Below are 25,588 nucleotides of genomic sequence, written 5' to 3'. Positions count from 1 at the left end.
CCCCTGAAGGGGGCGCGACTTGGCGGGGATGAGGGCCGACTCGGCTCTTCATCCCCGCCGAAGCAATTGGTTCGTGCAACCAAAAGGAGAACCGGGCCCCGACGTCCATGTCGGGGGCCCGGTTCGGGGGTACCATCGGCCGGCTCTCAACCCGCTGCCTGCCGCCGGAGACGCGACAGGTCGGGTCGAGCCGCTAGGCGGCCTCGGTCTTGGCTTCGATCCGTCGGGGACGACGAGGTGCGCTGAGCTGAGCGGTCTCGCTCGAGCGGCGCAGGTCGTCGAAGAAGGGACGGATGGTGACGGAGTCGACGAATCGAGTGACGAAGGTGAGGTGCTTGGCGGTGTGGCGGTACATGAGCGGTCGTCCTTGAGCGTTGGAGGTCGATGGTGTCCCGAGGGGCAACCCGGAACTCGCGCAATGACTTTGCATACCGCGTGCCAAGTTCCCATGTCGGTTCCAGCTAGGCTGGATCCAACCAAAAAACTGGTAAATTCAGCGCGAGCGCGAGAACGAACATACCTATGCGCAGATCGCGCTGAGCAAGGAATGTTGCCAGTTTGCCCGAAAGGTCAGGGAACGTGGTGCCTGTGGGGAGGGCGTTTCCGCTCGACGGTCTAGCTCGACTTCACTCGGAAGACCACGGTCAAGTTGTTGGCCGGCATCTCGATCACCCGATCGAGGACGAGCCCGCTCTTGGCAGCGTGCGTCGAGATGACGGCCAGGTCCCGAACGCCCCACCGCGGATCGCGGGATTTGAGCCGCGCGTCGAAGGCCTCGTTGCTCGGCGCGGTGTGTTTGCCGTCGCGCATGAACGGCCCGTAGAGCACCAAAGGCGCGCCCGCGCGGGACAGCAGGCTGCCGGCGCCAGCGATGAGCCCAAGGCAGGCCTCCCAGGGCGCGATGTGGATCATGTTGGCGCAGTAGATCGCCTGGATCGACGCGTCTGCGAGGCTTTCGGGCCAAGTCGCGGCGGTCGCGTCGACGAACACGGGCGCGCGGACGTTGGCCATGCCCGCGGTCCAGGCCGCGACGCTGTCGAACAGCTCGCGGTCGTAGTCCGAGGGTTGCCAGGTCCAGGTGGGCACGGAGCTGGCGAAGAAGTGCGCGTGTTGTCCGCTCCCGCTGGCGACCTCGAGCACCGTCGTCGTCTGCGGCAGGACCTCCCGGAGCACGGCGAGGATCGGCTCGCGGTTGCGCTGAGTGGCGGGGTAGTTCTGGCGCGCGTCCTCGGTCACGGGTCCGTCCTAAGCCTGGCGAGCCCGTCGATCAAGCTGGATTGAGGACTCGCCAGCGAGGGGCGCTCGCGCGAAATTGTGGCGCTCGGGATACGTAGTCTTGCCGAGCGCAGATCGCAGCAGAGAGCGATCTCAAACGACGCGGCGCATGACGATGGCCGAGATGTTGTCCGGTCCGCCTGCGCCGTTGGCGGCCTCGATGAGCCGGCGGGCCGAGCTGCGGACGTCTCGCTGGCCGACCAGGGCCATGAGCTCGTCGTCGCGGAGCACGTCGCTGAGGCCGTCGCTGCACAGCATCACGTTGGCGCCGACGGGGAACTCGTACTCGCGGATGCTCGGCTGGCCCTTGTTCTTGCCGTGGCCGAGGCAGCGGCTGATGCGGCCGCGGTAGGGGTGGATGGCCGCCTGCTCCGGCGTGATCAGGTTTTGGTCGACGAGCTCCTGGACCACGGTGTGGTCCGTGGACAGCTGCTTGATCTTGCTGCTCTTGACCCGGTAGCAGCGGCTGTCGCCGGCCCACGCGACCCAGAAGCGATCGCGGACGCCGAGCACCATCACGCAGGTGCAGCCCATGCCGCGGGCGTCGGGGTTGAGCTCGGCCTGCTCGTCGATGGCGTCGCTGGCCATGGCGAAGGCGGCCTCGAGCAGGAGGTCGTTGGTGACCTTGCCGAAGTTGTCGGACAGGTAAGTCGAGATGGTCGCGACCGCGACGGCGGAGGCGACCTCGCCGGCGTTGTGGCCACCCATGCCGTCGCACACCAAGGCGAGGTAGTAGCCGCGGCCGTCGTCCTCTTGGATGGCGATCGCGTCCTCGTTGTGGTCGCGGGCCCGCCCGGGGTCGCAGGCGCCGGCCATCTGGATCTCGAAGCTCCCGGGTGTGTGCGTGCGCTTGAACAGCTTGTACATGGCAGGGGGGCGGCCTCCATTGTGCCAGAGGGCGGCCAGCCTTACATGACCCCAAGCGCGTGGAGGGTCCACCCGGCTACACAGCCGGGGCGGCGCGGCGCCGCGTCAGGTGTGCTCGTTGTGTGCCGGTGTGGGTAGCTCGTCCCGGCCGTCCCAGCGCAGGCGCAGCAGCCACTCTTGGTTGCCCTCGCGCCCGGTGATGGTCGAGGGCACCGAGCCCAGCGTCGAAAAGCCCAGCCCGCGAGCGTGGGCCTCGACCTCGCGCAGCGCGTCTGCGCGGGCGGCCGCGTCCCGGACGATGCCGCCCTTGCCCACGCGCTCGCGCCCGACCTCGAACTGCGGCTTGACCAGCACCACCAGCTGCGCGCTGGGAGCGAGGATCGGCGGGAGGTGGGGCAGCACCTTGGTCAGCGAGATGAACGAGCAGTCCGCCACGGCCAGCTCGACCGGCTCGGGGATCTGCCCGGGCTCGAGCTCGCGGATGTTCTGGCGATCCATCACGACCACCCGCGGATCCTGGCTCAGCTTCCAGGCCAGCTGCCCGTAGCCCACGTCGATGGCGTAGACCCGCGCGGCTCCGCGCTGGAGCAGACAGTCCGTGAACCCGCCCGTCGACGCGCCCACGTCCACGCACACCCGCCCCGTCACGGGCACGTCGCCAAAGTGCTTCAGCGCCCCGTCGAGCTTGAGCCCGCCCCGGGATACGAAGGGGTTGAGCGCGGCCGAACCGCTCTTGAGGCGGATCGGCGCCTCGACGTCGACCATCGCCCCCGCCTTGTCCACCGCGTGGTCCCCCACGACCACCTCGCCCGCGAGGATCAGCGCCTGCGCCCGGCTGCGGCTGTCGCAGATCCCACGCTCGACGAGGAGCTTGTCGATGCGCGCCTTCTTGGCCTTGGCCTTGGCCATGCCTGGCTTTTCTCACAGCCAACCCAGCCCTGCCAGAGTGCTAGGCTCGCTCCGTGCTCGCTCTCTCCACCCCGGCCTGGCGCGCGTGGGCCGAGAAGCTGCGTTGGATCACGACCAAGACCGGGGACGGGGAGCAGCTGCTGTGGCTGATCGTACTGGGAATCGCCTGCATGGCCGCTTGGGGCGCTGTTTCGGCTTGGCGAGCTCCCCGCAGCGTCGCCTCGCCGGACACCGACAAAAGCTGAGTTCCGATCCTTGCGTGACCCTCCGCCTTCGGCTAGCTTCTGCGCCCCCGGGGCTGTAGCTCAGCTGGGAGAGCGTCGCGTTCGCAATGCGAAGGTCAGGGGTTCGATCCCCCTCAGCTCCAAAAGGTCTTGGCCGAGAATCGGCCAAGACCTTTTTCCTTTTTGGACCCCGCATGCGTTCGGGACTGGGGGCGGCTCGTCCTCAAACTCGTTCGTGCCTGCGAGGGGGCATGTGGTCGCCCCTAAAAGGGGCGTGGGTTTCATGTGGGCGTGGTTTTCGTGTGGAGGAGGCGTGGCTGGGCGGGGTTGGATGTGGTTAGACGTGGCTGGGTGGGGCCGGCCACGAACCGAGCACCTTCCTCATCCCCGCCAAAACATTTCTCCCCGTCGCCCCGTGACCGGAGCCGCAGCGAGCGAAGCGAGCGTGAGGTGGATGAATCGCGCGCAGCGAAGCGAGCACGATTCATCGTCGGGGCGAGCGCTGTCGAGGGCCTCTCGATAGCACCTCATGGGGAAAACCAGCCTGCTCTCCAACCCGGGCTGCCTGCAGCAGTGGTTGGACGACCCCGCCGCATGCAGCACGGGTTCGACCCACCCCCCGCCACATGCAGCAGTGGTTGAACGACCTCGCCGCATGCAGCACGGGTTCAACCCACCCCGCCGGATGCAGTCGCCACCAGAAGGTGCGTGGGTCGAGGGCTGACGCACAGATCAAACATCCCCGGCCGCTGGTAGCACCCGTTGAGTCGGCTTGGCCATCAGGGGTTTGGTCTCGAGTCGGTCGCGTAGGCTCCGGTCAAACGCTTGCCACCTCGGAGTGAAGGCAATCTTCAGTCCGCGCTCGGTCACCTCACCAAGGCCGAGCCCGAGCACTCCACCGACACCAGGAACCCCTAGCGCCATGTCCAACAAGGTTCCTGTGATCAAGCCGAAGGTCGCAAGACCGAGTCGACGCAGGGTCGAGCCGTTCATTCGTCGCTCAGCGTCCGCGACGGCCCGCAGATACGCTTTGTGGACTGCATCGTCGAACTTCTTTGCTTCGAGTTCCGCTGCTGCAACTTCGATCTCGATGAGGATCTTTCGAAAAGCATTGATATCCTTATGGTCGCGTAGCTCAGCGATCTCGCTCCAGGATAGGTCTTCGACCCGGGGAAACAGCAGTCGTAGGGATGAGGGTCCGCAGACCGGTATCGCTGTGCCTAGGCTGCGACAGCAAGCAAGAACCTTTCGATGCTCGGCGTCAACGCTGATGGCGGCGCCCCCAAGCCCGCTCGCCGCAAGGTCGCGGTTCAGACCTCGGAGAACCTGGCTTCGGACCATCGGGTCGGGAAGACGTTGTCGTATTGCCACAACTCGGTCAGCTGCCCGGTAGCCTGCTTTGGCGAGCTTCTTCAGGCGTGCGCCCTCCCTGACCTTGATGAAGTGCAGCCAACTTGAGGCCTCCGATGGCAACTCTTCCTTGAATGGCTCAAATGTCGGGCGCCAGTTGATGGTCGTCTCCGTTTGCATTGCTTGGCCCCACGGTGTGGTCGGTTCGCTCCCCACACGAACATAGACTCGGACAGGTTCTCCCCCCTGCTTGCGGGTCGCGGAGGACTGCCAACGGTAGCCGTTTTTTCCAGCCGGTTGATTGACCGTAAAATTGCCAGTCGGACCTGCCGCGATCCAGAGTTGGCCACTCTCAACGAATACCTTGTCGAAGAACAGGGAGCTGAGTTTGAGGCGGCGGCGGACAGACGCTATGGGGTTCCCTGCAAGAAGCGCTTTGGCATTCGATGCGAGAGGGAAAAGGACGGTGCGGTTATTGGAGCCCATCGTCGATTAAGTCCTGGGTTTGCGGACTGTCGTGACGCTGCCACGGGGTGTTCGGATGGTGCCGCCGACACCGGCCTCTTTCATTGCCCGGACCGCTTTGGGGAAGTCCTTCTTCGTCGGGACGATCATCACCCGTTGGTTCGCGCCTTCGGCATCTCGGAGATTGCGGGCGGCTCGCCTAAAATTGCTTGGGTCGGGGCTGGTGACGACTTCCTTGACCCGTTTTCGAGTCGGCCCGCATGCGTCGAGTCGTCGTCGGTCGCTTGGGTTCGATGGACTCACCGAGCACTCTGTCGACCCCGTAGCACCGGCCTCCCGATTTTTCGTGACTTTGTGGCGTTGACTCTCTGCCATTCGGACTACTCTGGGTCTCCGAATAAGATGTGCAACCTGCGTCACTGAAAACCTCAAAACTTACGAGAATATCCGAACTGAGCAACACAAAACGGCGTTTGGCCCTCTCTGGACATCCGAGAGTTCGGCAAATCTTGGCGACGAGATCTCTCGAATCACCGCACGCACACATCTCTGGAGCAACTCTACCCGATCGGCTCGGTGGGCATCACGATCCCAGGCGCACTGCGTCCGAGACCCCAGCACTCAGGTTGCGAACCGAGAGCAGGCCGCTCGGTGGGAGGGGTCCCTGCGACGAGCATCGAGCCGCCTACAGCCCTGGAAGAGCGTCCCGACGCGGCTCGGCTCGGGCGCAGGAGTGGGGAGGGCGCCCGCCGAACAGGCCGCGGGGCACCGTCGGAGCCACCCAAGCACCGCCGGCCCGACCCAAGCGCCAGCAAACTGCAACCACAAACCCCGAGAACACCAAAAACCCACCCCGAGAAAGCCTCGGAACCAAGCAGCCGAGCACGTGTCGTGGGGGAGCGAGGCCCCATGATGTCGACTCCAGCCCCCCCCGCGTCCCGATCCTCGATTTGGCTGCCCATCGTCGGCCTGACCATCAGCACGTTGTTTTGCGCGTGTACGCCCTACGGGGCGGAGATGGCGGATACGGACGCGCCGGAGCTCGACGAGGAGTTTGACGAGGCGTTGATCCCGGCGATGGAGGGCGAGGTCGAGCCGATCTACGGCGAGGACGAGGACCGCTTCGAGCCCGTCGAGACCCACGAGGAGGACCTGCGCTGCTGGAAGGACGGGGGGCCGCGGCAGGAGGCGTGGGAGGTCGCCGATCCCAACGCCGATCCCGAGACGGGGGCGATGCACGTCATGCAGGGCGGGAAGCTGCTCGCGCTTCCGCTGCAGGGCACGAGCTTCGACACCGTCGTCGTGGGGACGATCGCGGAGACGGAGGTGGTCCAGACCTTCGCCAACCCCTTCGACGAGCCCATCGAGGCCGTCTACCTGTTCCCCCTGCACGAGGACGCGGCCGTCGACGACTACGCGCTGACCCTGGGCGAGCGGACGATCCGCGGGGAGATGAAGACCCGCGAGGACGCGCAGCAGACCTACGAGGACGCCAAGAAGGCCGGCAAGGCCGCGGGCCTGCTCGAGCAAGAGCGGCCCAACATCTTCACCCAGCGCGTCGCCAACATCCCGCCGGGGCAGACCATCGAGGTGTCCATGCACGTCGTCCAGCCCCTCGAGCAAGAGGACGGGCGCTACGAGCTGGTCCTGCCCACGGTGGTCGGGCCGCGCTTCATCCCGGGGACGCCGCTGGCTCAGCATCGCCAGCCCGCGCCTGGGGAGAACACCGGGATCGCGCCGAACACCGACGAGGTCCCGGACGCCTCGCGGATCACGGCGCCGGTCGTCCCCGAGGGCTTCACGACCTGCGCCCACGTCGAGGCCTCGGTGGTCATCGACACCGGGCTGCGGCCGCGGCGGATCCAGTCCAAGTTCCACGGCATCGACATCATGCGCTCGGGGGACGTGGCCGCCATCGAGCTCGACGCGGACAGCGACGGCGCGCCGGTGGTCGCCAACCGGGACTTCGTGGTCAGCTGGGATCTGGGGCGCGACCAGCCCAAGGCGGCGATCGTCGCCCAGCCGCCGACTAGCGAGGGCGGCGACGGCTACTTCACCCTCACCGTCCAGCCCCCCGAGCAGGTCGCCGACGAGCAGGCCGTGGCCCGGGAGCTGGTGTTCGTGGTCGACAACTCGGGCTCCATGGGCGGGCTGCCCATGGACACGGCCAAGGGCCTGATGCGCAAGGCGCTAAAGGACATACGCCCCGACGACACCTTCACCGTGCTGCGCTTTAGCGAGTCGGCCTCGGGGCTGTCGAACAAGCTGTTGCCCGCGACCCAGGACAACATCGAAGCGGGCGTCGACTACGTCGACGCCATGCAGGGCATGGGCGGGACCCAGATGACCGAGGGCATCAAGGCGGCGCTGCGCGTGCCCCATGACCCCGATCGCCTGCGCGTGGTCATGTTCTTGACCGACGGCTACATCGGCAACGAGCAGGCCATCTTCGAGCTCATCGACGACAACATCGGCGACGCCCGGCTGTTCAGCCTCGGGGTCGGCGGGGCGCCCAACCGCTACCTGCTCGACGGCATGGCCTCCGTGGGTCGCGGGGCGGTGACCTACGCCGGCTACGACGAGCCCGCCGACCCGGTCATCGAGCGCTTCTACGAGCGCGTCGCGACCCCCGTGCTCACCGACGTCGAGATCGACTGGCAGGGCCTGGCGGTCGAGGAGGTCTACCCGGGCAAGATCCCCGACCTGTTCGCGGGCCAGCCGATCACCGTGTTCGGCCGCTACGCCGGGGCGCCGACCGGGGAGATCGTGATCAAGGCCAAGGCGCGCACGGCCGAGGGCGTCGAGACCATCGAGCTGCCCGTGCACTTCGACGTGGCCAAGGCCGACGACGTCGAGGGCGTGGGCTCGGTCTGGGCCCGGACCAAGATCGACGCGCTCATGGGCTACCCCATGCGCCCCGATCCGTGGTCGCCCCTGGGCAAGGAGACCAAGCAGGCGGTGATCGACGTCGCCCTGCAGCACCGGATCATGACCGAGTACACCGCGTTCGTAGCGGTCGACGAGCGCGTGGTCGCGGGCGCCGACGGCTCGCCCAAGACCGTCGTCCAGCCCCTCGAGCTCCCCGAGGGCAGCTTCCAAGGCAGCGAGGTCGGCGAGGCCTACGGCGTCGGCGGGCTGGGCCTGGTCGGGACCGGTCGCGGCGGCGGCGGGACCGGGCAGGGCACCATCGGCCTGGGCAACACCGGGCTCATCGGCAAGGGCGGCGGCGGCGGGACCGGCTCAGGCTACGGCCGGGGCTCGGGCGCGGGCTTCGGCGGCCAGGGCAAGCGCGTGCCCAAGGTTCGCCAGGCCAAGGCGCAGGTCAAGGGCAGCCTCGACAGGGACATCATCCGGCGCATCGTCCGGGCCCACATCAACGAGGTCCGCAGCTGCTACAACGCGACGCTGACCAAGGACCCGAACGCGTCCGGCTCGATCGCCATCAAGTTCATGATCGACGCCCACGGCAAGGTCATGGTCGCCAAGGTCCAGTCCAACGACACGGGCTACGCCGACCTGGGCACCTGCATCGCCAAGAAGGTCGAGCGCTGGAAGTTCCCCAAGCCCAAGGGCTCGACCGTCGAGGTGGTCTACCCCTTCAAGCTCTCGCCGGGCTGAGCGAGCGCTCGCGCGAACACGACGGCCCGCTCACTCGAGCGGGCTGTCTCGTTTAGAGGCGCTCGGAGGCGATGCCGACCGAGCTGATCCCGGCCTCGCGCGCGGCCGCCATCACGTCGATGACCGCGCCGTAGCTGACCTTGCCGTCGGCCTTGACCGCGACCTTGCCGTCGGCCTGGGCCTTCTCGCTGTCCTTCAGCGCCTGGACCAGCGCGTCCTTGCCGGGCGCGACGGCGGTCTTGCCCACGGACACCTTGCCCTCCGCGTCGATCTTGACCAGCAAGGTCGCGTTGGGGTCGTTCTCGGTCTGCGGCGGCGCGTCCTTGGGGATCGCGATGGGCTGCTGGTGTTTGGCCGGCGGCTTGGCGGCGACCAGGAAGATGATCAGCAGGCTCATCAACACGTCGATCATCGGCGTCACGTTGATCTCGGCGACCGTATCGGTCGACAGCCCATCACCTTCGGGGAGGCTCACGCGCCGATTTTTAGCAGGCTCGCCGGAGCTTGGATAGCCATTTTGTGATCCCGGTCACTCTGGCGCGTCGTGCGGTGGGTGATGCTCCTCGTCATGCTTCGAACTTCCCTTGCGAGCTCGCTGGCCCTCGTTTTGGCCCTGTCCCTGACTGCCTGCCCCTCCGACGACGGGGGCGATGAGGCGGCCGACGAGGCCGCGACGGAGTCCGAGGACGGCTCGGACGCGAGCACCGACGAGACCACCGACGACACCACCGACGGGACGGAGGCGGAGACGACCGAGGACGAGACCGACGACGCCAACCCCCTGTGCGGGAACGGTGTCATCGACGACGGGGAGGTCTGCGACGACGGGAACAAGGAGACCGAGTACCCGCCCTACGCCGCCGAGGACTGCATGGAGGACTGCTCCATGGTGCTCGCGACCTGCAACGACGGGGTCATGGATCCCGGCGAGGACTGCGACGACGGCAACGCCGACAGCATGGACGGCTGCACCACCTCGTGCACGATCAACGACATGGGCGTGCACGCGGCCTGCACCGTGTACGAGAACGGCGAGGAGATCGATCCGCAGTTCAACGTCAGCGAGGGCGACATCCAAAACTGCGACAACGTGGCCCCGCCCGCCAGCATGGCCGTCGGCTGCAACCGCTCGTGGGAGTACCTCGGCGGCAACCTGGTCTACGCCGCCGGCGGCGACTGCCAGATGATCTCGCTCAAGTGCGAGGGCGGCGCCCTGTGCCCGGCGGGCCCGATCGGAGACTACGACGCCGACACGACCTGCCCCGAGGGCCACGTGCTCGTCGACAAGACCATCGAGGGCGACGGGGTCATCGTCCCGACCATCAAGAGCAAGGTCTGCCTGCTCGCCTGCGAGTCCGACCGCGAGTGCCGCTGGAACGAGGCCGACGCCTACTGGGAAGGCCCCGGCGAGTACCGCTGCACGACCACGCCCCTGTCCGGCGGCGAGAAGGTCTGCAACGACGCCCGCAACAACGAGCTCTGATGCCCCCACAGCCATCGGGGACCGGGGACCTTCGTCGCTGTCCGCTCCTCGCTGTGGCTGTGAGGCAATGGGGCTCGTGCCTCCCAGGACGCATGCGGTCACCCCCCTCCGGGGGGGTGTTGCCTGGCAGCGTCGGACGGTTCAAGACAGGCGTCGTCGGTAGCGGGTCGGGCATGAGCCCGTCCAGCGCTTGAAGGCGCGGGTGAAGGCGCTCTGTTCGCTGTAGCCCATGCGAAAGGCGATCTCGGACATGCCGAGCTCGCGGGACTCGAGCAGCGAGACGGCCCAGGCGAGGCGCTGCTCGGCGAGCAGGGTTCGAAAGCCGAGGCCCGCCCGGGCGAGCTTGCGCTGCAAGGTCCGCTCGCCGACGCCGAGGCGCCGCGCGACGCTCTCGAGCGAGGCCTCGCCCTGCTCGAGCTCGGCGCGCAGGGCCTCGCGGACGCGTACGAGGGGGTCGGCGTCGGCGTAGCGGCGCTGGCCGAGCTCGTCGACGTAGCGCTCGAGGGTCGCGCTCAGCTCGGGCTGGGCGCCGCGCAGTGGTTGGGTCACGGCTCCGGGCGCGAACACGACGCGCGCGCGCTCGTGGCCGAAGCTGCACGGGGCGTCGAGCTCACGGGCGAGGGCGGGCGAGGTCTCGGAGGCCTCCCCGAGGAGCTCGACGCGCTCGAGCTCGAGCCCGGCGCGGACCTTGCTGCGCAAGCGCGCGAGCACGAGGCCGGCGGCGTAGCTGCTGATCACCTCGCGCTGCATGGGGTGCCCCTGCGTGGGCTGCAGCGTGAAGGTCGCGTCGTCGAGGCTGAGCTCGAGCTTGGCGCTGATCAGCCGGTAGTGGCGGGCGAGGGCGCGCAGGGCCTGGCCGACGGTCGAGGACGCCGCGCACAGGTAGTCGATGGCCTCGTAGTAGCCAAAGGGCACGGCCGCCCCGACCCAAAAGGGCGCGTGGCGATCGCGGGCGAGCATGGCGATCGCGCGCCACAGCGAGGGAAAGTCCGGGCACTCGCGCAGCACCGCGAGGTCGAGGCCGAGGACCTCGCAGCCCGCGAGGATGGCGTCGCGATCCTGACGCAGGGCGCTCTCCTGATCACGCACCGCGGGGGCTCCGGAGGGTGTCGCAAACTGGACGATCGTTGTCGGGAACTGTCATGCGTGGGTCCTTCGTCGCGACCAGGCTCAGAGGGCCGGCCCGGTCGCCGTGTTCAACCCCGCAATGGCGCGGAGGTGTCACCGCACGTCCGCGAGCCGCGAGGAAGCATCACGATGAACATTGTTAATTCACGCGAGATCACGCCTGACCCCAACACCCTCCGCGAGCCGCGGCCGCGCCGGGTCGCGGGACTGCTGGGCTGCGCCCTGTGGGCCCTGACCGCCCTCGGTTGTCAGGGCGGACCGGCGACGGCCGACGGGGGCGGCGACGAGACCGGCTGCGATCCAGACGCAGGGGACGCAGGTGACGAGGGAGAGGCCGCGGGCGGGAACTGGTGGGAGCTCGAGCTCGGCGATCCGATCCTCGATCAGGTCGCGCTCTTTTACCTCGGCCACGCCTGGGACCAGTCCGCGGACGTCGCCGAGGTGCTCGAGACCCTCGGCCGCATCGACGGCACGGACGACACCAGCTGGCCCCACGAGTGGCAGCTGACCGCCGAGCGCCTCGACGCCCTCGCCGGCGCGAGCGAGGCCGAGGGCCACGCGCTCTCGGCCGCCGACGCCTACCTGCGCGCCGCGACCTACTATCGCGCCGCGCTCCATCGCCACGGCGACCCCACGGACCCCGAGGTCCCCGTGCTCGCCGAGCGGGCCGTCGAGCGCTTCGAGAAGTACCTCGAGCTCTCGGACTCGCCCTGCGAGTCGGTCACCTTCCCCTACGAGGACACGACCTTGCCGGCCTACTTTTGCCGGGCCGACACCGGCGGCGAGCCGGCGCCGGTCTTGCTGTTCCAAGAGGGCCGCGACGCCTGGGCCGAGGACGGCAAGTTCGTCGCCGACGCGGCGCTGCGTCGGGGCTACCACGTGCTGATGTTCGACGGCCCGGGCATGGGCAAGGTCCTGCGCCTCCAGGGCCTGCCCTTTCGCCACGACTGGGAGGCCGTGGTCTCGCCCGCCGTCGACTTCGTCGAGCAGCAGCCCGAGGTCGACCCCGACCGCATCGGCTACATCGCCCTGAGCATGGGCGGCTTCCTCGGGACCCGCGCGGCGGCCTTCGAGCCGCGCCTTTCGCTGCTCGTGGTCAACCCGGGGGTGCTGCGCTGGAACGAGATCTACGAGGGCTTCTTCGCCGAGATCGACCCCGATCTCCCCGGCCTCGTCGACACCGACGAAGAGGCCTTCAACGCCGCCATCGAGGAGCTGATGGAGCACAGCGAGCTGATCCGCTGGGGCGTGATCGACTCGATGTGGCACCACGGCGTCGACACGCCCGCGGCGCTGATCCACGAGGTCCGCAAGTTCAGCCTGACCGGGCAAGAGTCGATGATCACCGCCAAGGTGCTCGTCGTCGACGCCGAGGCCGAGACCTGGGGGCAGTCGCCGGAGCTCTTCGAGGCCCTGCCGGGGGACAAGGACTACCTCCTGTTCACGGCCTCCGAGGCCGCGCAGTTCCACGTCCAGCCCGGGGCCTCGGGCGTCGCCACCCACCGCGTGTTCGACTGGATCGACTCCAATATCTAGGACGCCAGGTGGCTCGGTTCAGCTGAGCCCTGCCACCCGCAGCACGTCCCGGCGCAGCTTGCCGAGGGCGCCGCGGCTCTCGCTGTAGACGACGTCCATCACCTTGGTGATCTCGTCGTCTTCGGCCCACGCGTCGGCGATGACCTCGGGCGCGAGCTGGCGCCGGAGCATGCGGAACACGTGGGCGGCGAGGAAGAGGTCGTCGAGCAGGCCGTAGGGCCCCAGATCTTCCTCGGGCAGCACGTCGTCCGGGACCACGAAGTAGGCGAGCACGGCGGCGACGAGGCCGCGGGCGTCGCCGCGGACGCGCTCGTCGGTCATCAGCGACGAGTAGAAGTCGAACACGTCGCCGGCTCTCAAGATCGCGTCTTGGTGCGCGCCCGCGTAGCCATGCACGAAGCGACGCAGCTCCGCGCGATAGTCGGGAGCGACGAAGGACATGAGCCATGATAGCGCGGGCCCGCGGGCAAGAGCGCCCGCGCCGTCATCCGCGATGCAGCACGGCGTTTTGGGGCGGCTACTCGATGGGCGGCGGGGGCTCGTAGGGGACCTGGCACACCCCGATCTCGAGGATGAGGTAGAGCAGCACCAGCTCTTGGGGGGTGAGCCCGATGTACGTGTCGCTGCCCTCGGCCATGTGATAGGTGGTGAACATCAGCTTGCCGCAGCCGTACTCGGCGCTGATGGTCAGGGGATGGTTGCCGCCGGGGATGGTGAAGCCGTCGCCGGGGCCCTCGACCCAGGTCTTGTGGCCGACGTCGACGGTGCCGCCCATGCCGTCCTCGACCAGGATCGCCGGCGTGGCCGCGACCCCGGACCAGTTGTCGACGGTCTCGATGAGCGGGAGGTCGTTGATGGTCGGGAAGCCGCCGCCGCCGTTTTGCGGGTTGATGTCCTTGAGCGCGTAGGGCAGCGCGTCGAGCCACTCGAGCAGGTCGGGGTCGAGGACGGTGCCGGTGGAGTCGTAGACCCCGCCCAGGTCCGCCGAGCCGAGCTCGGTGAAGAACTCCTGGTACTGCGGGAAGACCTCCTCGACGAACTCGTTGGACCAGTCCGAGGCGTACCACTTGCCGCCGTTTTCGACCCAGGCGCGGACGTTGGCCTTGGCCTGATCGTCGAGCCCGAACAGGGCGAGGTCGTTGGAGCAGGGCACGAAGATGATGTGGTACTGCTCGAGCAAGGGGTAGTTCTGCACGAGCTGGGCGAAGTCCCCCATGATGTCGAGGTTGGTGCCGAAGGCCCCGCCGTTGTCCCAGATGTCGAATTGCTCGGTGCCGCTGATCAGCGACTCCGAGTAGGTGTTCATGTTGATCTGCGTGTCGCCGAGGCCGAGCTTGCCCAGGCCGTCCTCGAGGCGGTCGTAGCTCCCGAGGGCGACGGCGATCTTGGGGATGTAGCGGTCGTTGGCGGGCTCGTTTTGGCCAGGCAGGCTGGTCAAGGTCGCGCCGAGGTTGGTCGAGCCGGGGGCGACCTCGATCTCGTTGATGTTGAGGAACTGCCCTTTTTGCACGGCGACCCACCAGGTGCCCGAGTCGAGGTTGAGCTCGAAGCTGCCGTCGGGCTCGCTGAGGGTCCACGGGGTCTCGGCGCAGATCAGGTCGACGCAGGCCTCGCAGTAGACCGTCTGCGGGATCCCGTCGGGCTTGTCCTTGCTCGCCCAGACCAGCGCCCCGGACACGGGGATCTCGAAGTTCGGGGCATAGACGACGCCGGTCAGCGCGGCGTCGGTGTCCTCGGGCGGCGGGCACTCGTCGCCCCCCTCGGCGCTGCCCTCGGCGGTGCCGGTGCCCTCGCCGTTGCCCATGTCGAGCTTGGGCCCGGTCTCGCCGATCTCGTCGCTGCTGCCGTCGTCGACGGAGTCGAGGGTGTCGAGGCCGTCGCCCGAGTCGAAGATGCTCGACTCGGGCTCGTCACCGCAGCCAACGCCCAGGGCACCGAGGAGCGAGAACACAAAGACACGCGAAGTAGGGGGGACATGCATGAATAGAATCGCCTGACCGCGCCATCCTAAGCGCCGCGACCCAGCGGGGAAAGAAAAGTTGCGTCGCTTGGCCGCGAGAATTGCCGCGGCGAGGGCTGCCGAGCTGGCCGAGTGGTGGATGGCGGGAAAGATGCGCCGATGCCACACTCGGGGGCATGTCGAAGGCGAATCAGAAGGCAACTTGGGTGGCGCTGGCGGTGGTCGGCGCGTGCGGGCTCGGGCTGTGGACGGCGGGCAGCGCGTTGTTTGGAGACGACAGCGCCCAGGGCACGGCGCAGCTCACCAACCGGCCGTGGATCGAGCGCGTGCCCGCAAACGAGCGCGACATGATCGGCCACCTGATCCTGCTCGATCATCCCCAGGGTCGCTTCGGCGTGACCGGGCGCTCCTCGAACTGGCGCCACCTCCTCGAGGTCTACCGCTGGCGCCTCGACGGCGATCGCCTCGGGCTGTTCTTCCCGCAGGACCACGTCAAGGTCGGCGTGAAGGTGCGGACCTGGGAGTGCGGGGGTGAGGCGCCGGCGCCCTTCGACCTGTGCCTCGAGATCACGGACGCGCGCGGTCGCAAGGCGGTGGTCTACAGCCGCGAGGATTGGGAGGTTCGGCCCGAGCGTCTCGAGGCCGATCTGGCGAACATCGCCGAAGAGCTCGCCGACGACGACCAGCCCGCCCTGGCCGCGGTGTTGGGCGCTGCCGACTCGTGGACGAGCGACTCGCAGCTCGGCGCCCTCGAAGCCCTCGACCTCGACGGCCGCGACTGGATCGAGGAAGAGGCCTTCAGCCCGTTTTGAGTCGTGGGCGTGGGGCAGGGAGGGGAGCCGAGAGGCTCCCCTTTGTCGTGCAATCTCTGCACATGTGCGAAATGGGTAGTGCGAATCGAGGGTTCCCAAACGCTCGGCAACTCTCGGGTGAATGAAAACACGCCGGCAAATCACTATGGGGACATGGATGCGCAACTCGATCGCACGCGAGGGCCGGCCTACCTGCGCGGCCTGACCTTCTCCCCCGGGCAGTTTCGCTACGCCCAGGAGGAGCTGGCCGAGGCCATGCTCGAGCGCCTGAGCGAGCTCGCTGGCGCGCATCGCATCGGGCGGCTCGCGCCCTTTCTCTACGAGCGCTCGGGGATCCTCGCCCGCAACTTCGAGCTCCGCGCCGAGGAGATCGCGTGCCGGGAAGATTGGATGCACATGGTCAATGAAGCGACCCTGCGCATGGCGACGCGCGTGCTCGTCGATCTGTTCGCCGAGCACCTCGGCCCGCGCGAGTGCGACGCGCTGATCGTGGTCAACGACGGCTTCATGGGCTTCCCGAGCCTCGGCCGCGTGCTCCAGTCGCGCCTGGGCATCGCCGAGGACGCGCTCGTCTTCGACCTCACGGGCCACGGCGGCTGCGGGGCGGTCCACGGCTTGCAACTCGCCGACCAGCTGCTGAGCCCGAGCTGCGCCAACGTCGTCGTGGTCTGCGTCGACGCCCTCGGCACCCACGCCCTCGCCCACCAGCACAGCGAGGCGCCGAGCGTGTCCGAGGTGGTCGCGGGCAGCTTGCCCTCGGACGGCGCCGCGGCGGTGGTGGTCAGCCGCGAGCCGGGCGAGGGCGCCGCGCTGCGCTACTGCGGGGCCAGCTCGAGCACGCGCTCGTGGCCCGCCAAGCTCGAGCTCGGCGACGACGACCGCGAGCTGGGCGCCGAGCTCCGAAACGCGTTCGACGCCCAGAGCCTCACGGAGCCGCTGCTGCTGCACGCGGGCGGCTCGCTCCTCGACCACATCGAGGGTGAGTTCCCCGAGCTGCGCGAGACCACGGCGCTGACCCGGGCCCTCCACGCCCAGCGCGGCAACGTGGGCGCGGCCTCGCTGCTGCAGACCCTCGACGTGGCCCTGCGCGGCCACATGCGGATCGGTCCGCGCCTGCGCCTGGCCGCGCTCACGCCGGGCGTCGGCTCGGCCACGCTCACCCTCGGCGAGACCTGCATCGAGCTCGCGCCAATGCAACGCGCGGACCCGACGATGGCATCGTCGACGGTCCGCGCGGCGAGCTGAAGAGGCGAGCGGACTGGCTCAGGGGTTCGGCGCGGTGCCGATGTCCTGCTCGTCGACGCTGAGGTCGCCCGAGCAGTTGGCCATGGCCGAGTCGAGGTCCGTGTACGCGGGGGAGCGCTCGCCCTGGATGTAGAGGGTGCCGCAGCCGCCCTCGCTGAAGGGGTCGGAGCTGTTGCAAGGCAGGCAGCGGAAGCTGTTCTTGTCGCACACGTAGCTCTCGTCGCAGAAGTAGCTGCGGCAGTACTGGTCGAGCACGTCGTGGCCGGCGATGTCCGTGCCGCCGACGGTGGTCGGCAAGATCGCCGGGATCTCGGCCCCCTCGACGTCGCAGACGTTGCTGTCGTTGGGGGTCAGGCCGTCGTTGCAGCCCATGCCCGGGGCGGGCGGGCAGCCCTGCTTGCCGAGGTTGGCCTCTTCGCAGGCGACGTAGAGCACGCGGGAGTTCGCGTCGGTGGCGTCCTCGTAGACCGCGAGGATGGGGCTGTCGCCGGTGAAGGTGCTCTCGGGGTCGCAGCCGATGTCGTCGCGGAAGAAGGGCGCGCAGACCTTGTCGGAGCCCGGGTCCTGGTCCTCACCGAACACGCACTGCGAACGCCAGCGGTTGTCGTCGGGCTGCGGGCAGTCGTCGGTGTTGTTGCAGCGCACGATCCCGTCGTCGTCCTCACCCGGCACGAAGAAGGCCGTGCACGCGCTGGCGGCAAAGGTCGAAGACAGCAGGAGGGCGAGGACGAGGGGACGACGCGTGGACATGGGGAGGCGATCCTGAACGCTGGGCACGAAGCCGGCGGACTCTACGCTGAGTTTCGGGAGGATACGGAGGCGCTCGGAGGAGCGCAAGCAGGGATGGCAAACTCGAAGGTGGTGCCGGTGGGCCCGGTCTGCACCAGGCGAACGGCGCCGCCGTGGTCCACGGCGATCTGTTGGACCATGGGCAGTCCGAGCCCCGTTCCGTGGGCCTTGCTGGTCACGAAGGCCTCGAAGATCCGCTCGATGCCGCCCTCGGGGATCGGGATCCCAGGGCCGCTGTCCTCGACAATCAGCGCAGCCCGTCCGCCCTTACACTCGAGCGCGACGCGGATCCGTGCGTGGTGCTCCCCGCTCGACCCCAGCTCCTCGCCCGCGTCGGCCTCTGCCTCGCCCTCGCCCTCGTCCTCGAAGTCGTCGAGCAGGTCGCCCACGCCCGAGTCGAGCACGGCGGGTCCGCCCGCGACCTCGAGCACGGCCTCGGCGGCGTTGCGCAGCAAGTTGAGCAGGGCCTGGCGCAGCTGGCCGGGATCGGCCTCGACCCACACGGGCTCGGGCGAGAGCTCGCGCACGATCGAGATGCGGTTGTGGTCGTGCTCGCGGGCGAGGAAATCGAGGAGATCGCGCACGGCGGCGTTGAGCTCGATGCGCTGCAGCTGGGGCACGGGCCGGCGGGCGAAGCCGAGGTAAGCCTCGGTGATCTGTGTGAGCCGGTCGACCTCCGTTGCGATGCGCGTGAGCAGCTGCCGGGCCTCGCCGCCGTCGCTGCCGAGGGAGCCGAGCTCGTCCTCGAGCAGCTCGGCGTTGAGCGCGACGCTCGACAGCGGGTTGCGGATCTCGTGGGTGATCTGCGCCGCGAGCCGACCGATCGCCGCGAGCCGCTCGCCCCGGAGCAGGCGTTGCTCGCGTTCCTGGAGCGCGGCGGCCATGGCGTTGACCTCTCGGCCCAGGCGCGCGACCTCACTGTCGCGCTCGGGCTTGGGGCCGACTTGGATGCGCTCGCTCCAGTCGCCGCGACCGATGCGTCGCACGCTGACCGCGAGTCGGCGCAGCGGACGAAGGGTCAGGATCACCAGCAAGGTCGCGATGAGCGAGACCGCGGCCGTCGCAAAGGTGACCATGAGCACGCGCTGCTCGACCTCGCGGCCCGCCTCGGCCACGAGCTCGCGCTGGCCGGCGACGGCGACGTTGGTCGACTGCTGGAGATCGCGGAAGTGGCGGTTGATCTCGGCCTGGCGCGAGGCGTCGGCGAGGCGCTCCTCGATGTCGACACCCTCCTCCAGGGCGGCGAGGGCCTCGAGGGCTTCGACCCGCTCGTGCAACTTTTTGACGTCGCCGAGCTCGTCCATGCCGCCGAGGCGGTCGGGGTGCTCGAGGGCCTCGTCGAGGGGCCGGCGCATGTCGACCAGCAAGCTCGAGCGCAGGCTCAGGGCGTCCTCGGCGTTGGCGAGGTCGCCGTAGCCCAGCTGGGTCTCGGGGTTGCCGTAGCTCTGGATCAGCCCAGCGACGCGCTGCGATTGGCTCTGGGCCCGGAGCACGCGGGTCTGGAAGGGGACATAAACGGCGGTCAGCAGGTAGAAGTGCGTGCGCAGCCCGCGAACCTCCTCACGCACGAACAGCGAGGACAGGCCCGTGCCGATGACCACGAGCAGGACCAGGGCGACGATGCGGGCGGCGACGCTGCGCAGGGGTCCCAGGGGCGGCCAGGCCTCGCTCTCGGAGCTGCTTGCATGCGCAGCTTCGTCCTCTGGATCCTCGTCGTCGAGGAGGCCGAGCGCTCCGTCGTCCCCGTGCGGGGCCCCGCCCGCGGGCATGGACCCGACGTCGGCCTCGGTCTCGGTGGGATCTTCGCTCACGCGCGCCCATGCTACTCCCTTCCTCCGGCTCCCTCCGGCTCCCTCCGGCTTTTTGGGCCCCGCTGCGCCCCCAGCTGCGCCGACGCCCCGAGAGCATCACGGAGCGCGTGGGCTTTTCAGCTCCGGCTGGACGTGTCACTTTCGCCCTGCCCGCTCCTTCCACCGGAGCGTGCGCCAGTCGTCATGCCGCGCGTCCGAAGCATCCTCCCCCGCCTGACCGCCTCCGCCGTCGCCGTGAGCCTCAGCGCCACGGCCTTCGTCGTGACCCCGCAGGTCGCTCAGGCAAACCAGCACCCCGGCGCGCGGCTCCTCGCCCAGGCCCAGGTCGAGGAGGTGACGACCTTCCTCGGTCTCGAGGGCGAGGGCGACGAGGTCACCGCGCTCAGCGACGCGCTGCGCTGGGAGCTCGCTCAGCGCGGCCTCGACGACGGCCGGACCATGACCCTCGCCGAGCTCAAGCTGACCATGGGCTGCGGCGAGGAGGACGTCCCCTGCTTCGCCGAGGGCGGCAAGGCCCTCGAGACCCAGGCGATGATCTACGGGTCGATGACCAAGTACGGCGACGGCTTCAAGGTCGAGCTCGCCCTGCTCGACGTGAACACCGGCGAGCTGCGCAACGAGCTCTCGCGCCAGCTCGGCGCCGCTGAGGTCGGCGGCGACGCCCTGGCGACCACGGCCAAGGGCCTCGTCGAGGAGCTCTACAACCCGACCGCCGAGGAGACGCCCGAGGAGGTCCCCGTCGAGGAGACGCCCGAGGAGGTCCCCGTCGAGGAGCCGGCCCAGGAGGGCGACCTGGTCTGGGGCCCCTACTCGCCGCGGCCGACCTGGAAGTACGTCGGCGTCGGGGCCATGGGCGCCCTGACCCTCGCCAGCCTCGGCACCGCGATCGGGGCCACCGTCGCCATCGGCCCCAACGGCCCCGTGCGCCGCGACCTGCTCGCCGCCGCAGAGGCCTCGCTCCAGGACAACTCGGACAGCAACGACATCGACCCCAACACTCAGGGAGACCTGTGCGCCATCGCCCTGCAGGCGCCGGACCCCAACGAGCCGAACCGGGTCATCAACAAGTCCGTCGGCGACGTCTGCAAGCGCGCCGACACCATCGCCGGCGTCGCCACGGCCGGGTGGATCGCCACCGGGCTGTTCGCCATCGGCACCGCCGCGTTCACGACCTTGCTGTTCGTGCACAAGGAGAAGCCCGCCGCGGCCAAGCTCCTCGAGCACGACCTGCAGCTGGGCGGCGCCCCGCTGCTCGAAGGCGGCTTCGTCCTCGGCGGCTCGCTGCGGTTTTAACTTTGCCCCCGCAGCCAGCTAGGACCGGGGACGCTTTTAACTTTGCCCCCGCAGCCAGCTAGGACCGGGGACGCTTTTAACTTTGCCCCCGCAGCCAGCTAGGACCGGGGACGCTTCGTCGCTGTCCGCTCCTCCGCTTGGGCTTGTCCTCAAACCCGTTCGTGCCTTCTAGGGTGCATGTGGTCGCCCCCCAAGGGGGGCGCTGGTTTGGCGGTGGTGAGGGGCGTTGGTTTGGGGGGGGTGAGGGGCGTCGGTTTGGCGGGGATGAGGGGTGTTGGTTTGGCGGGGATGAGGGGCGTTGGTATGGGGGGGTGAGGGGTGTTGGTTTGGCGGGGATGAGGGGCGTGGTTTGGCGGGGTGAGGGGCGTTGGTTTGGCGGTGGTCGTAGACTCGGCCTGCAAAATCAAAACACTGCGCGCAGCCCGAGGCTCGGGAGCACGTAGCGCAGGGCCTGGGGGTTCACGCAGCCGTCGATCACCTCCACGACCTCGGTGGGCTGGGCGTTGGTGTCGCAGCTGAGCACCTCGCGGCCGAGGTTGGCGTTGGTCAGGTCGAGGTAGAGGTGCAGGCGGAAGTCGCGGAAGGTGAAGATGCGCTCGACCCGGGCGTCGAGCTGGACGAAGGTGGGCAGGCGCGCGTCGTTGCGGTGATTTCGGAGGGCCTCGGTGAGGTTCTCGAGGCCGCCCTCGGGGAGGGACCGGCGAGAGGTGTAGGGCCGGCCGGTGTTGACGTGCAGGCGGCCGCCGACGCGCCACTTGCGGTTGAAGGTCCAGCCGGCGACGGCGTTGAGGATGTGGCGCTGGTCCCAGGTGGCAAAGGCCGTGCCGCCCAGGGGGAAGTCGCGGATCGACCAGCTGAGGGTGTAGGCGATCCAGCCGTAGAGCTTGCCGGTGGGCACGAGGGACAGGCGGCTCTCGAGGCCCCAGGACCACCCGGACACGCGGATGAGGAAGTCCTCGAGCTCGCTGATCGACTGGCCCCCAGGATCGCCGTCGTCGCCCCCGAGCTCGTAGTCCTGCATGTTGGTCAGGCGCGCGCCGAACAGGGTCTGCTCGAGCTCCGCGCGGTCGCCGAGGCGGCCGGTCCAGCCGAAGCTGGCCTGGACGCTGCGCTGCAACCCGGCGTCGAGGCTGACCCCTTCGACGCCGGGGATCGGCAGGGGCGGGTCCGGGGGCTGGTGGTGGACGGCGAGGGTCTGGCGCAGGGTCCAGCGATCGCTGACGGCCTCGCGCACGCTCAGGCGCGGGTCGAGGCCGACGGCGGAGCTGCGCGTCCGGGCCTCGGGCAGGTAAGGGCTGACGCCGGACTGGGCCCACAGCTCGACGCGCACGCCGGGCTGGACCTCGACGGCGCCTCGAGAGTAACGCAGGTCCGCGTAGAGGCCCGTCGACGAGACCGTGCGCTCGGCGAGGAACAGGGCGAGGTCCTCGACGGACGCGCCGGTCGTCGAGGTGCTCAGGCCCTGGGGCAGGCGAAAGAACTGGAGCGACTGATCGAGGCCCGCGCGGAGCTCGAGGTTGTCGACGAGGGTCTTGCGCAGCTCGAGGCGAGGGCTGACGCGCCACTCGTTGACGCGCACGTCCTGGACCCCGGAGCGGTCGAGGCCGAGGGTGAGGCCGTAGCGGATCTGGGCGCCGCCGCGCAGGCGCTGGTCGACGCGCTGATCGATGCGGTGGAACTCGAGCCGGACGAAGGGATCGGGGTCCTCGTCGATCACGACGTCGCCGTCGTCGTCGAGGACCTGGGCCCGGGCCTGGCCGAGCTCGTCGTAGGCCCCGAACACGAACGCGGTGTAGCGGGCGCGGGGGCCCAGGTCGTGGTCGAGGCGGGCCTGGTAGTCCCAAAAGCGCAGCTTGACGTTGAGGGCGGGGATCGCCGAGAGCAGCAGGCCGGTGTAGCTGTAGCGCCCGGCGAGGGCGAGGGAGCCCCGGGCCGGGCCGCGGCAGTCGGGGCAGTCCTCGGTCGGCGCGCGCGGACGATCGAAGGGGATCTCGACCAGGGCGCCGGCGTCGGTGAGGCGCAGATCGACCTCGCCGCGGACGCGCTCGCGGCCGGGCTCGCGGGTCCGGCCTTCGATGATCCCGCTCGCGTAGCGGCCGAGGCGGACGGGGGCGCCGCTGGGGTAGAAGTCGACGCTGTCGACGAAGTAGGGGTGGATCACCGAGGGGCCCGCGGCGACGTGGAAGAGCAGGGGCACGCGGACGCCGTCGAGGTAGTAGCCGGTGTTGCCCGGGGCCGCGCCGCGGACGACGACGTAGGGCAAAAAGCCGGTGACCTGGGCGACGCCGGGCAGCGAGCGGATCGCCGAGAAGGGGTCGCCGCCGGAGCCCGGGAGCTCGTGGATGGCCTCGTCGCGCAGCCGCGTGCGGCTCAGGACCCCGGCGCGCTCGCTGCTGACCTCGGTGCGGTAGCGCTTGCCGCCGACTTGCTCGTCGACGCGCAGCTCGAGGACCTCGCGCTCGCCGACGCGGACCTCGAGCTCGAAGCGCAGGGGCTCGAAGCCGTCGGCGACCAGCTCGACGGTGTAGCGCCCGGGCGCGAGCCACAGCGCGACCTTGCCGTCCTCGTCGAGCTCGCCGAGGCGCTCGGGGTTGACCTCGATGGCCGCCGCCTCGTCGACGGCGTAGAGCCGGGCCCCAGCGACGGGATCGCGGCGACCTCGGACCTGGGCCTCGAGCTCCACGCGCCCGTGGGTCTCGGGTCCAGGAGGCAGCTCTGCAGCCGGTTCGGGTTCTGGCTCGGGGTTTGGCTCGGGTTCTGGCTTCGGCTCAGGTTCGGGCCCGAGCAAGCCCAGGACCAACGCGAGACCGAGCAGCGCGTTGGACCCGAGGAGCACCGAGCCATCATACCGAGGAGCTCAGCGAAAGCGCAGCTCGAGGCGGCCGGGCTCCCCCTCGCTCGGGGATCCGCGCTCGAGCTCCACCTCGCCGAGCTCGCGCTGGTCGAGGAAGGCCCGGAGCACCGCGGCGCGCTCGCTGGCCAGGGGATCCGCGTCGAGGACGTGAAGCTCCAGGGTGCCCCCCTCGGCGATGGCCTCGCGCAGGCAGGGCAGGGCCTCGTCGATGCGGACCTGGGCGGCCTCCGGGAGCTGGCGGCTGGCGTCGGGGAAGGTGATGGGGGCGAGGCCGCAGGCGCCGGCGGAGCGCTGGGCGGAGGTCGAGACGCAGCGCCGGTCGAGGCAGGCGCGGCCCTCGGTGCAGTCCGAGTCGGTGTTGCAGGTGCCGGGGGCGAGGGCTGGTTTGGCCTCGGCGGGGTCCGGGTCGGGGTTCGTCGGCGGCGTGGGCTCGGGGCGGCAGCCCGCCAGCGTCCACGCCGCGAAGGCGACGCGCACCGCCTGGGGCGCGCGCCTCATCCGAGCGACCCCGCGACCTTGGTCGCTTCCTGGATGGTCCGCGCGAGCACGGAGCGGATGCGGCCGTCCTCCATGGTCAAGATCCCGGCGATGGTGCAGCCCGCGGGCGTGGTCACCTGATCCTTGAGCGCGGCGGGGTGCAGGTCGGTGTCGAGCACCATGCCCGCCGCGCCGCGGAACACCTGCGCGGCGATCGTCACGGCGACGTCCCGGGGCAGGCCCATCATCACGCCGCCGTCGGCCATGGCCTCGAGCATGACATAGACGAAGGCGGGGCCGCTGCCGTTGAGGCTGGTGACCGCGTCCATCAGCTTGGGCTCGACCTCGGCGGTCACGCCGACGGAGTCGAAGATGCGCTTGGCCAGGGCGAGCTGCTCGTCGCTCGCGGCGGTCGGGCCGGCGTCGCGGCGCCCGAGCACGGTCATGCCCTCGCCGATCAGGCACGGCGTGTTCGGCATGGCGCGGATCAGGGCCGTCTGCGGCAGCCACTGCGCCAGCGAGCTCAGCGTCACCCCTGCGGCGATGGAGATCAGCAGCTTGCCCGCGAGGGCCTCGCGCATCGCGTCGTTGTCGAGGATCTTGGCGAAGCGCTGGGGCTTGAGGCACACGAGGACGACCTGCGCACCCTGACAGGCTGCGAGGTTGTCCGTGGTCGCCGCGACCCCGAGTCGTTCGTGCAGGCGTTCGGCGACGCTGGCCCGGCGCGCCGTGACCACGACGCGATCGGGCTCCAGCCACCCCGCGCGCATGAGCCCGCCGACGATCGCCTCGCCCATGGTGCCGCAGCCGATGACGCACAAGCTTCGAGCTGTGTCGAGCATGCCGCGCCTTAGCACGAAATTTGGGCGCGGCCGAGGGTCCGCGCGACACTGGTAGCGGTGTTTCGACCGGTCCGCGCCCTGATCAGCCTGTCCGTGGTGGCCATCGCGCTGTGGGGGGCTTTTGCCATCGATCTGGGCGGAAAGACCTTCGCCGAGCACGTCGACACCATCAGCGAGACCCCCGAGGCGCAGGAGCTCCTCGCGGGGACGCGCTCGGCGATCAACCCGGCCCTCGAGGAGCTGCGCGACCGCGTGCTCGGGGAGTACGTCGAGGCGCCGACGTGGATCCCCGACGAGGAGGTCGTGGTGCCCGCGGCGACCCGACCGGTGGAGGCCGAGGACGCCGAGCACGCTGAGCCCGCGGTCGAGAGCGACTACGAGCCGCCGCTGCCCGGCGCGCGCCGACGGGGCCCGAGGCGGCCCGCGGCCCTCGAGTCCGAGGCCGACGCGCCCGCGCCGAAGCGACCCAAGCGGGTGCGTCCGCCCGAGCCGAAGCCCGAGCCGAAGCCAAGGTCGGAGCCAAAGCCAGAACCGAAACCGGCTCCAGTCGAACCCAAGGTGGATCCCGCGCCGAAGCCAGAGCCCACCTACCCGCCGCCGACCCCCGGTTCGCGCGAGGCCGGCCCGAGCGAGCCCGTGTACCACTGAGC

General features: G+C 69.5%; 22 protein-coding genes and 1 tRNA gene. 9 read left to right on the top strand and 14 right to left on the bottom strand.

Going from position 1 to position 25,588, the window contains the following annotated elements; genetic code table 11:
* Positions 1 to 193: 193 nt before the first annotated feature.
* The 4 genes from PPSIR1_RS47680 to PPSIR1_RS10705 all read right to left on the bottom strand — a co-directional run bounded on the left by PPSIR1_RS47680 (position 194) and on the right by PPSIR1_RS10705 (position 3,051).
* Entirely contained in the window at positions 194 to 355 is a 162-nt protein-coding gene (locus tag PPSIR1_RS47680; RefSeq protein WP_006971063.1) for a hypothetical protein, read from the bottom strand.
* 260 nt (positions 356 to 615) lie between these two features.
* Entirely contained in the window at positions 616 to 1,236 is a 621-nt protein-coding gene (locus tag PPSIR1_RS10715; RefSeq protein WP_006971062.1) for a DUF938 domain-containing protein, read from the bottom strand.
* A 132-nt stretch (positions 1,237 to 1,368) separates the two neighbouring features.
* Positions 1,369 to 2,142 (bottom strand): PP2C family protein-serine/threonine phosphatase, encoded by a 774-nt coding sequence (locus tag PPSIR1_RS10710; RefSeq protein ID WP_006971061.1) that lies wholly within the window; start codon positions 2,140 to 2,142, stop codon positions 1,369 to 1,371.
* Positions 2,143 to 2,247: 105 nt separating this feature from the next.
* Entirely contained in the window at positions 2,248 to 3,051 is an 804-nt protein-coding gene (locus PPSIR1_RS10705; RefSeq protein ID WP_006971060.1) for a TlyA family RNA methyltransferase, read from the bottom strand.
* A gap of 53 nt (positions 3,052 to 3,104) precedes the next feature.
* On the opposite strand from PPSIR1_RS10705, the gene PPSIR1_RS47675 reads away from it, so the two are divergent.
* Together PPSIR1_RS47675 and PPSIR1_RS10700 are read left to right on the top strand one after the other, a co-directional pair.
* Complete coding sequence (locus PPSIR1_RS47675; RefSeq protein ID WP_006971059.1) at positions 3,105 to 3,296, top strand: hypothetical protein; 192 nt, start codon at positions 3,105 to 3,107, stop codon at positions 3,294 to 3,296.
* Between the two features lie 49 nt (positions 3,297 to 3,345).
* Positions 3,346 to 3,418, top strand: a tRNA-Ala gene (locus PPSIR1_RS10700).
* Positions 3,419 to 4,007: 589 nt separating this feature from the next.
* On the opposite strand, the gene PPSIR1_RS47670 is transcribed toward PPSIR1_RS10700, so the two are convergent.
* Positions 4,008 to 5,111, bottom strand: a complete 1,104-nt coding sequence (locus PPSIR1_RS47670) for a hypothetical protein (RefSeq protein ID WP_157595413.1) — start codon at positions 5,109 to 5,111, stop codon at positions 4,008 to 4,010.
* A 996-nt stretch (positions 5,112 to 6,107) separates the two neighbouring features.
* Here PPSIR1_RS47670 and PPSIR1_RS10695 point away from each other — a divergent pair.
* Complete coding sequence (locus tag PPSIR1_RS10695) at positions 6,108 to 8,708, top strand: VIT domain-containing protein (RefSeq protein ID WP_045115781.1); 2,601 nt, start codon at positions 6,108 to 6,110, stop codon at positions 8,706 to 8,708.
* 52 nt (positions 8,709 to 8,760) lie between these two features.
* Here the strand turns inward: PPSIR1_RS10695 and PPSIR1_RS10690 are convergent, their stop codons facing one another.
* The gene (locus tag PPSIR1_RS10690; RefSeq protein WP_006971056.1) at positions 8,761 to 9,183 is read right to left on the bottom strand and encodes an ExbD/TolR family protein; all 423 of its coding nucleotides are present in this window, start codon (positions 9,181 to 9,183) and stop codon (positions 8,761 to 8,763) included.
* Between the two features lie 93 nt (positions 9,184 to 9,276).
* On the opposite strand from PPSIR1_RS10690, the gene PPSIR1_RS10685 reads away from it, so the two are divergent.
* On the top strand, positions 9,277 to 10,191 hold the full coding sequence (locus PPSIR1_RS10685; RefSeq protein ID WP_157595412.1) for a hypothetical protein: 915 nt from the start codon (positions 9,277 to 9,279) through the stop codon (positions 10,189 to 10,191).
* A 141-nt stretch (positions 10,192 to 10,332) separates the two neighbouring features.
* Here the strand turns inward: PPSIR1_RS10685 and PPSIR1_RS42390 are convergent, their stop codons facing one another.
* Entirely contained in the window at positions 10,333 to 11,280 is a 948-nt protein-coding gene (locus PPSIR1_RS42390; protein ID WP_006971054.1) for an AraC family transcriptional regulator, read from the bottom strand.
* Positions 11,281 to 11,448: 168 nt separating this feature from the next.
* Here PPSIR1_RS42390 and PPSIR1_RS10675 point away from each other — a divergent pair, with 168 nt between their 5' ends.
* On the top strand, positions 11,449 to 12,855 hold the full coding sequence (locus PPSIR1_RS10675; RefSeq protein ID WP_006971053.1) for an alpha/beta hydrolase: 1,407 nt from the start codon (positions 11,449 to 11,451) through the stop codon (positions 12,853 to 12,855).
* An 18-nt stretch (positions 12,856 to 12,873) separates the two neighbouring features.
* Here PPSIR1_RS10675 and PPSIR1_RS10670 read toward each other — a convergent pair whose 3' ends face one another.
* On the bottom strand, positions 12,874 to 13,296 hold the full coding sequence (locus tag PPSIR1_RS10670; protein ID WP_006971052.1) for a YkvA family protein: 423 nt from the start codon (positions 13,294 to 13,296) through the stop codon (positions 12,874 to 12,876).
* 76 nt (positions 13,297 to 13,372) lie between these two features.
* Positions 13,373 to 14,806: a hypothetical protein gene (locus PPSIR1_RS10665; protein ID WP_006971051.1), complete on the bottom strand. Its 1,434-nt coding sequence runs from the start codon at positions 14,804 to 14,806 to the stop codon at positions 13,373 to 13,375.
* Positions 14,807 to 14,991: 185 nt separating this feature from the next.
* Between PPSIR1_RS10665 and PPSIR1_RS10660 the strand changes: the two genes are divergently transcribed.
* Positions 14,992 to 15,627 (top strand): hypothetical protein, encoded by a 636-nt coding sequence (locus PPSIR1_RS10660; RefSeq protein WP_157595411.1) that lies wholly within the window; start codon positions 14,992 to 14,994, stop codon positions 15,625 to 15,627.
* A 153-nt stretch (positions 15,628 to 15,780) separates the two neighbouring features.
* The gene (locus tag PPSIR1_RS10655) at positions 15,781 to 16,872 is read left to right on the top strand and encodes a beta-ketoacyl-[acyl-carrier-protein] synthase family protein (protein WP_006971049.1); all 1,092 of its coding nucleotides are present in this window, start codon (positions 15,781 to 15,783) and stop codon (positions 16,870 to 16,872) included.
* A gap of 18 nt (positions 16,873 to 16,890) precedes the next feature.
* Here the strand turns inward: PPSIR1_RS10655 and PPSIR1_RS10650 are convergent, their stop codons facing one another.
* Both PPSIR1_RS10650 and PPSIR1_RS42385 read right to left on the bottom strand, forming a co-directional pair.
* The gene (locus PPSIR1_RS10650; RefSeq protein ID WP_006971048.1) at positions 16,891 to 17,622 is read right to left on the bottom strand and encodes a hypothetical protein; all 732 of its coding nucleotides are present in this window, start codon (positions 17,620 to 17,622) and stop codon (positions 16,891 to 16,893) included.
* A 41-nt stretch (positions 17,623 to 17,663) separates the two neighbouring features.
* Positions 17,664 to 19,472 (bottom strand): sensor histidine kinase, encoded by a 1,809-nt coding sequence (locus PPSIR1_RS42385; RefSeq protein ID WP_006971047.1) that lies wholly within the window; start codon positions 19,470 to 19,472, stop codon positions 17,664 to 17,666.
* A gap of 183 nt (positions 19,473 to 19,655) precedes the next feature.
* On the opposite strand from PPSIR1_RS42385, the gene PPSIR1_RS10640 reads away from it, so the two are divergent.
* A complete protein-coding gene (locus PPSIR1_RS10640; protein ID WP_006971046.1) occupies positions 19,656 to 20,765 on the top strand; it encodes a hypothetical protein in 1,110 nt (369 codons plus the stop codon).
* A gap of 403 nt (positions 20,766 to 21,168) precedes the next feature.
* Here the strand turns inward: PPSIR1_RS10640 and PPSIR1_RS10635 are convergent, their stop codons facing one another.
* The 3 genes from PPSIR1_RS10635 to proC are packed head-to-tail and all read right to left on the bottom strand — an operon-like array spanning position 21,169 to position 24,938.
* Positions 21,169 to 23,601 carry a TonB-dependent receptor plug domain-containing protein gene (locus PPSIR1_RS10635; protein ID WP_045115780.1) on the bottom strand — a complete coding sequence of 811 codons (2,433 nt, stop codon included), beginning with the start codon at positions 23,599 to 23,601 and terminating at the stop codon, positions 21,169 to 21,171.
* A 21-nt stretch (positions 23,602 to 23,622) separates the two neighbouring features.
* Positions 23,623 to 24,117 carry a hypothetical protein gene (locus PPSIR1_RS10630; RefSeq protein ID WP_006971044.1) on the bottom strand — a complete coding sequence of 165 codons (495 nt, stop codon included), beginning with the start codon at positions 24,115 to 24,117 and terminating at the stop codon, positions 23,623 to 23,625.
* Entirely contained in the window at positions 24,114 to 24,938 is an 825-nt protein-coding gene (proC, locus tag PPSIR1_RS10625) for a pyrroline-5-carboxylate reductase (protein WP_045115779.1), read from the bottom strand. The genes PPSIR1_RS10630 and proC overlap by 4 nt, the downstream gene beginning before the upstream one ends.
* 57 nt (positions 24,939 to 24,995) lie before the next feature.
* Between proC and PPSIR1_RS10620 the strand changes: the two genes are divergently transcribed.
* Positions 24,996 to 25,586, top strand: a complete 591-nt coding sequence (locus PPSIR1_RS10620; protein ID WP_006971042.1) for a hypothetical protein — start codon at positions 24,996 to 24,998, stop codon at positions 25,584 to 25,586.
* Positions 25,587 to 25,588 lie beyond the last annotated feature (2 nt).

The sequence above is a fragment of the Plesiocystis pacifica SIR-1 genome, assembly GCF_000170895.1.
Taxonomy (GTDB): domain Bacteria; phylum Myxococcota_A; class Polyangia; order Nannocystales; family Nannocystaceae; genus Plesiocystis; species Plesiocystis pacifica.
The sequence above is the reverse complement of the archived record's forward strand: the minus strand, read 5'-3'. Positions and strand labels throughout refer to the sequence as shown.

Coding starts and splice junctions, on each gene's coding strand:
- PPSIR1_RS47680 (WP_006971063.1), bottom strand. CDS start 355: ATGTACCGCCACACCGCCAAGCACCTCACCTTCGTCACTCGATTCGTC.
- PPSIR1_RS10710 (WP_006971061.1), bottom strand. CDS start 2,142: ATGTACAAGCTGTTCAAGCGCACGCACACACCCGGGAGCTTCGAGATC.
- PPSIR1_RS10705 (WP_006971060.1), bottom strand. CDS start 3,051: ATGGCCAAGGCCAAGGCCAAGAAGGCGCGCATCGACAAGCTCCTCGTC.
- PPSIR1_RS47670 (WP_157595413.1), bottom strand. CDS start 5,111: ATGGGCTCCAATAACCGCACCGTCCTTTTCCCTCTCGCATCGAATGCC.
- PPSIR1_RS10695 (WP_045115781.1), top strand. CDS start 6,108: ATGGCGGATACGGACGCGCCGGAGCTCGACGAGGAGTTTGACGAGGCG.
- PPSIR1_RS10685 (WP_157595412.1), top strand. CDS start 9,277: ATGCTTCGAACTTCCCTTGCGAGCTCGCTGGCCCTCGTTTTGGCCCTG.
- PPSIR1_RS10675 (WP_006971053.1), top strand. CDS start 11,449: ATGAACATTGTTAATTCACGCGAGATCACGCCTGACCCCAACACCCTC.
- PPSIR1_RS10670 (WP_006971052.1), bottom strand. CDS start 13,296: ATGTCCTTCGTCGCTCCCGACTATCGCGCGGAGCTGCGTCGCTTCGTG.
- PPSIR1_RS10660 (WP_157595411.1), top strand. CDS start 14,992: ATGTCGAAGGCGAATCAGAAGGCAACTTGGGTGGCGCTGGCGGTGGTC.
- PPSIR1_RS10655 (WP_006971049.1), top strand. CDS start 15,781: ATGGATGCGCAACTCGATCGCACGCGAGGGCCGGCCTACCTGCGCGGC.
- PPSIR1_RS10650 (WP_006971048.1), bottom strand. CDS start 17,622: ATGTCCACGCGTCGTCCCCTCGTCCTCGCCCTCCTGCTGTCTTCGACC.
- PPSIR1_RS10640 (WP_006971046.1), top strand. CDS start 19,656: ATGCCGCGCGTCCGAAGCATCCTCCCCCGCCTGACCGCCTCCGCCGTC.
- PPSIR1_RS10630 (WP_006971044.1), bottom strand. CDS start 24,117: ATGAGGCGCGCGCCCCAGGCGGTGCGCGTCGCCTTCGCGGCGTGGACG.
- proC (WP_045115779.1), bottom strand. CDS start 24,938: ATGCTCGACACAGCTCGAAGCTTGTGCGTCATCGGCTGCGGCACCATG.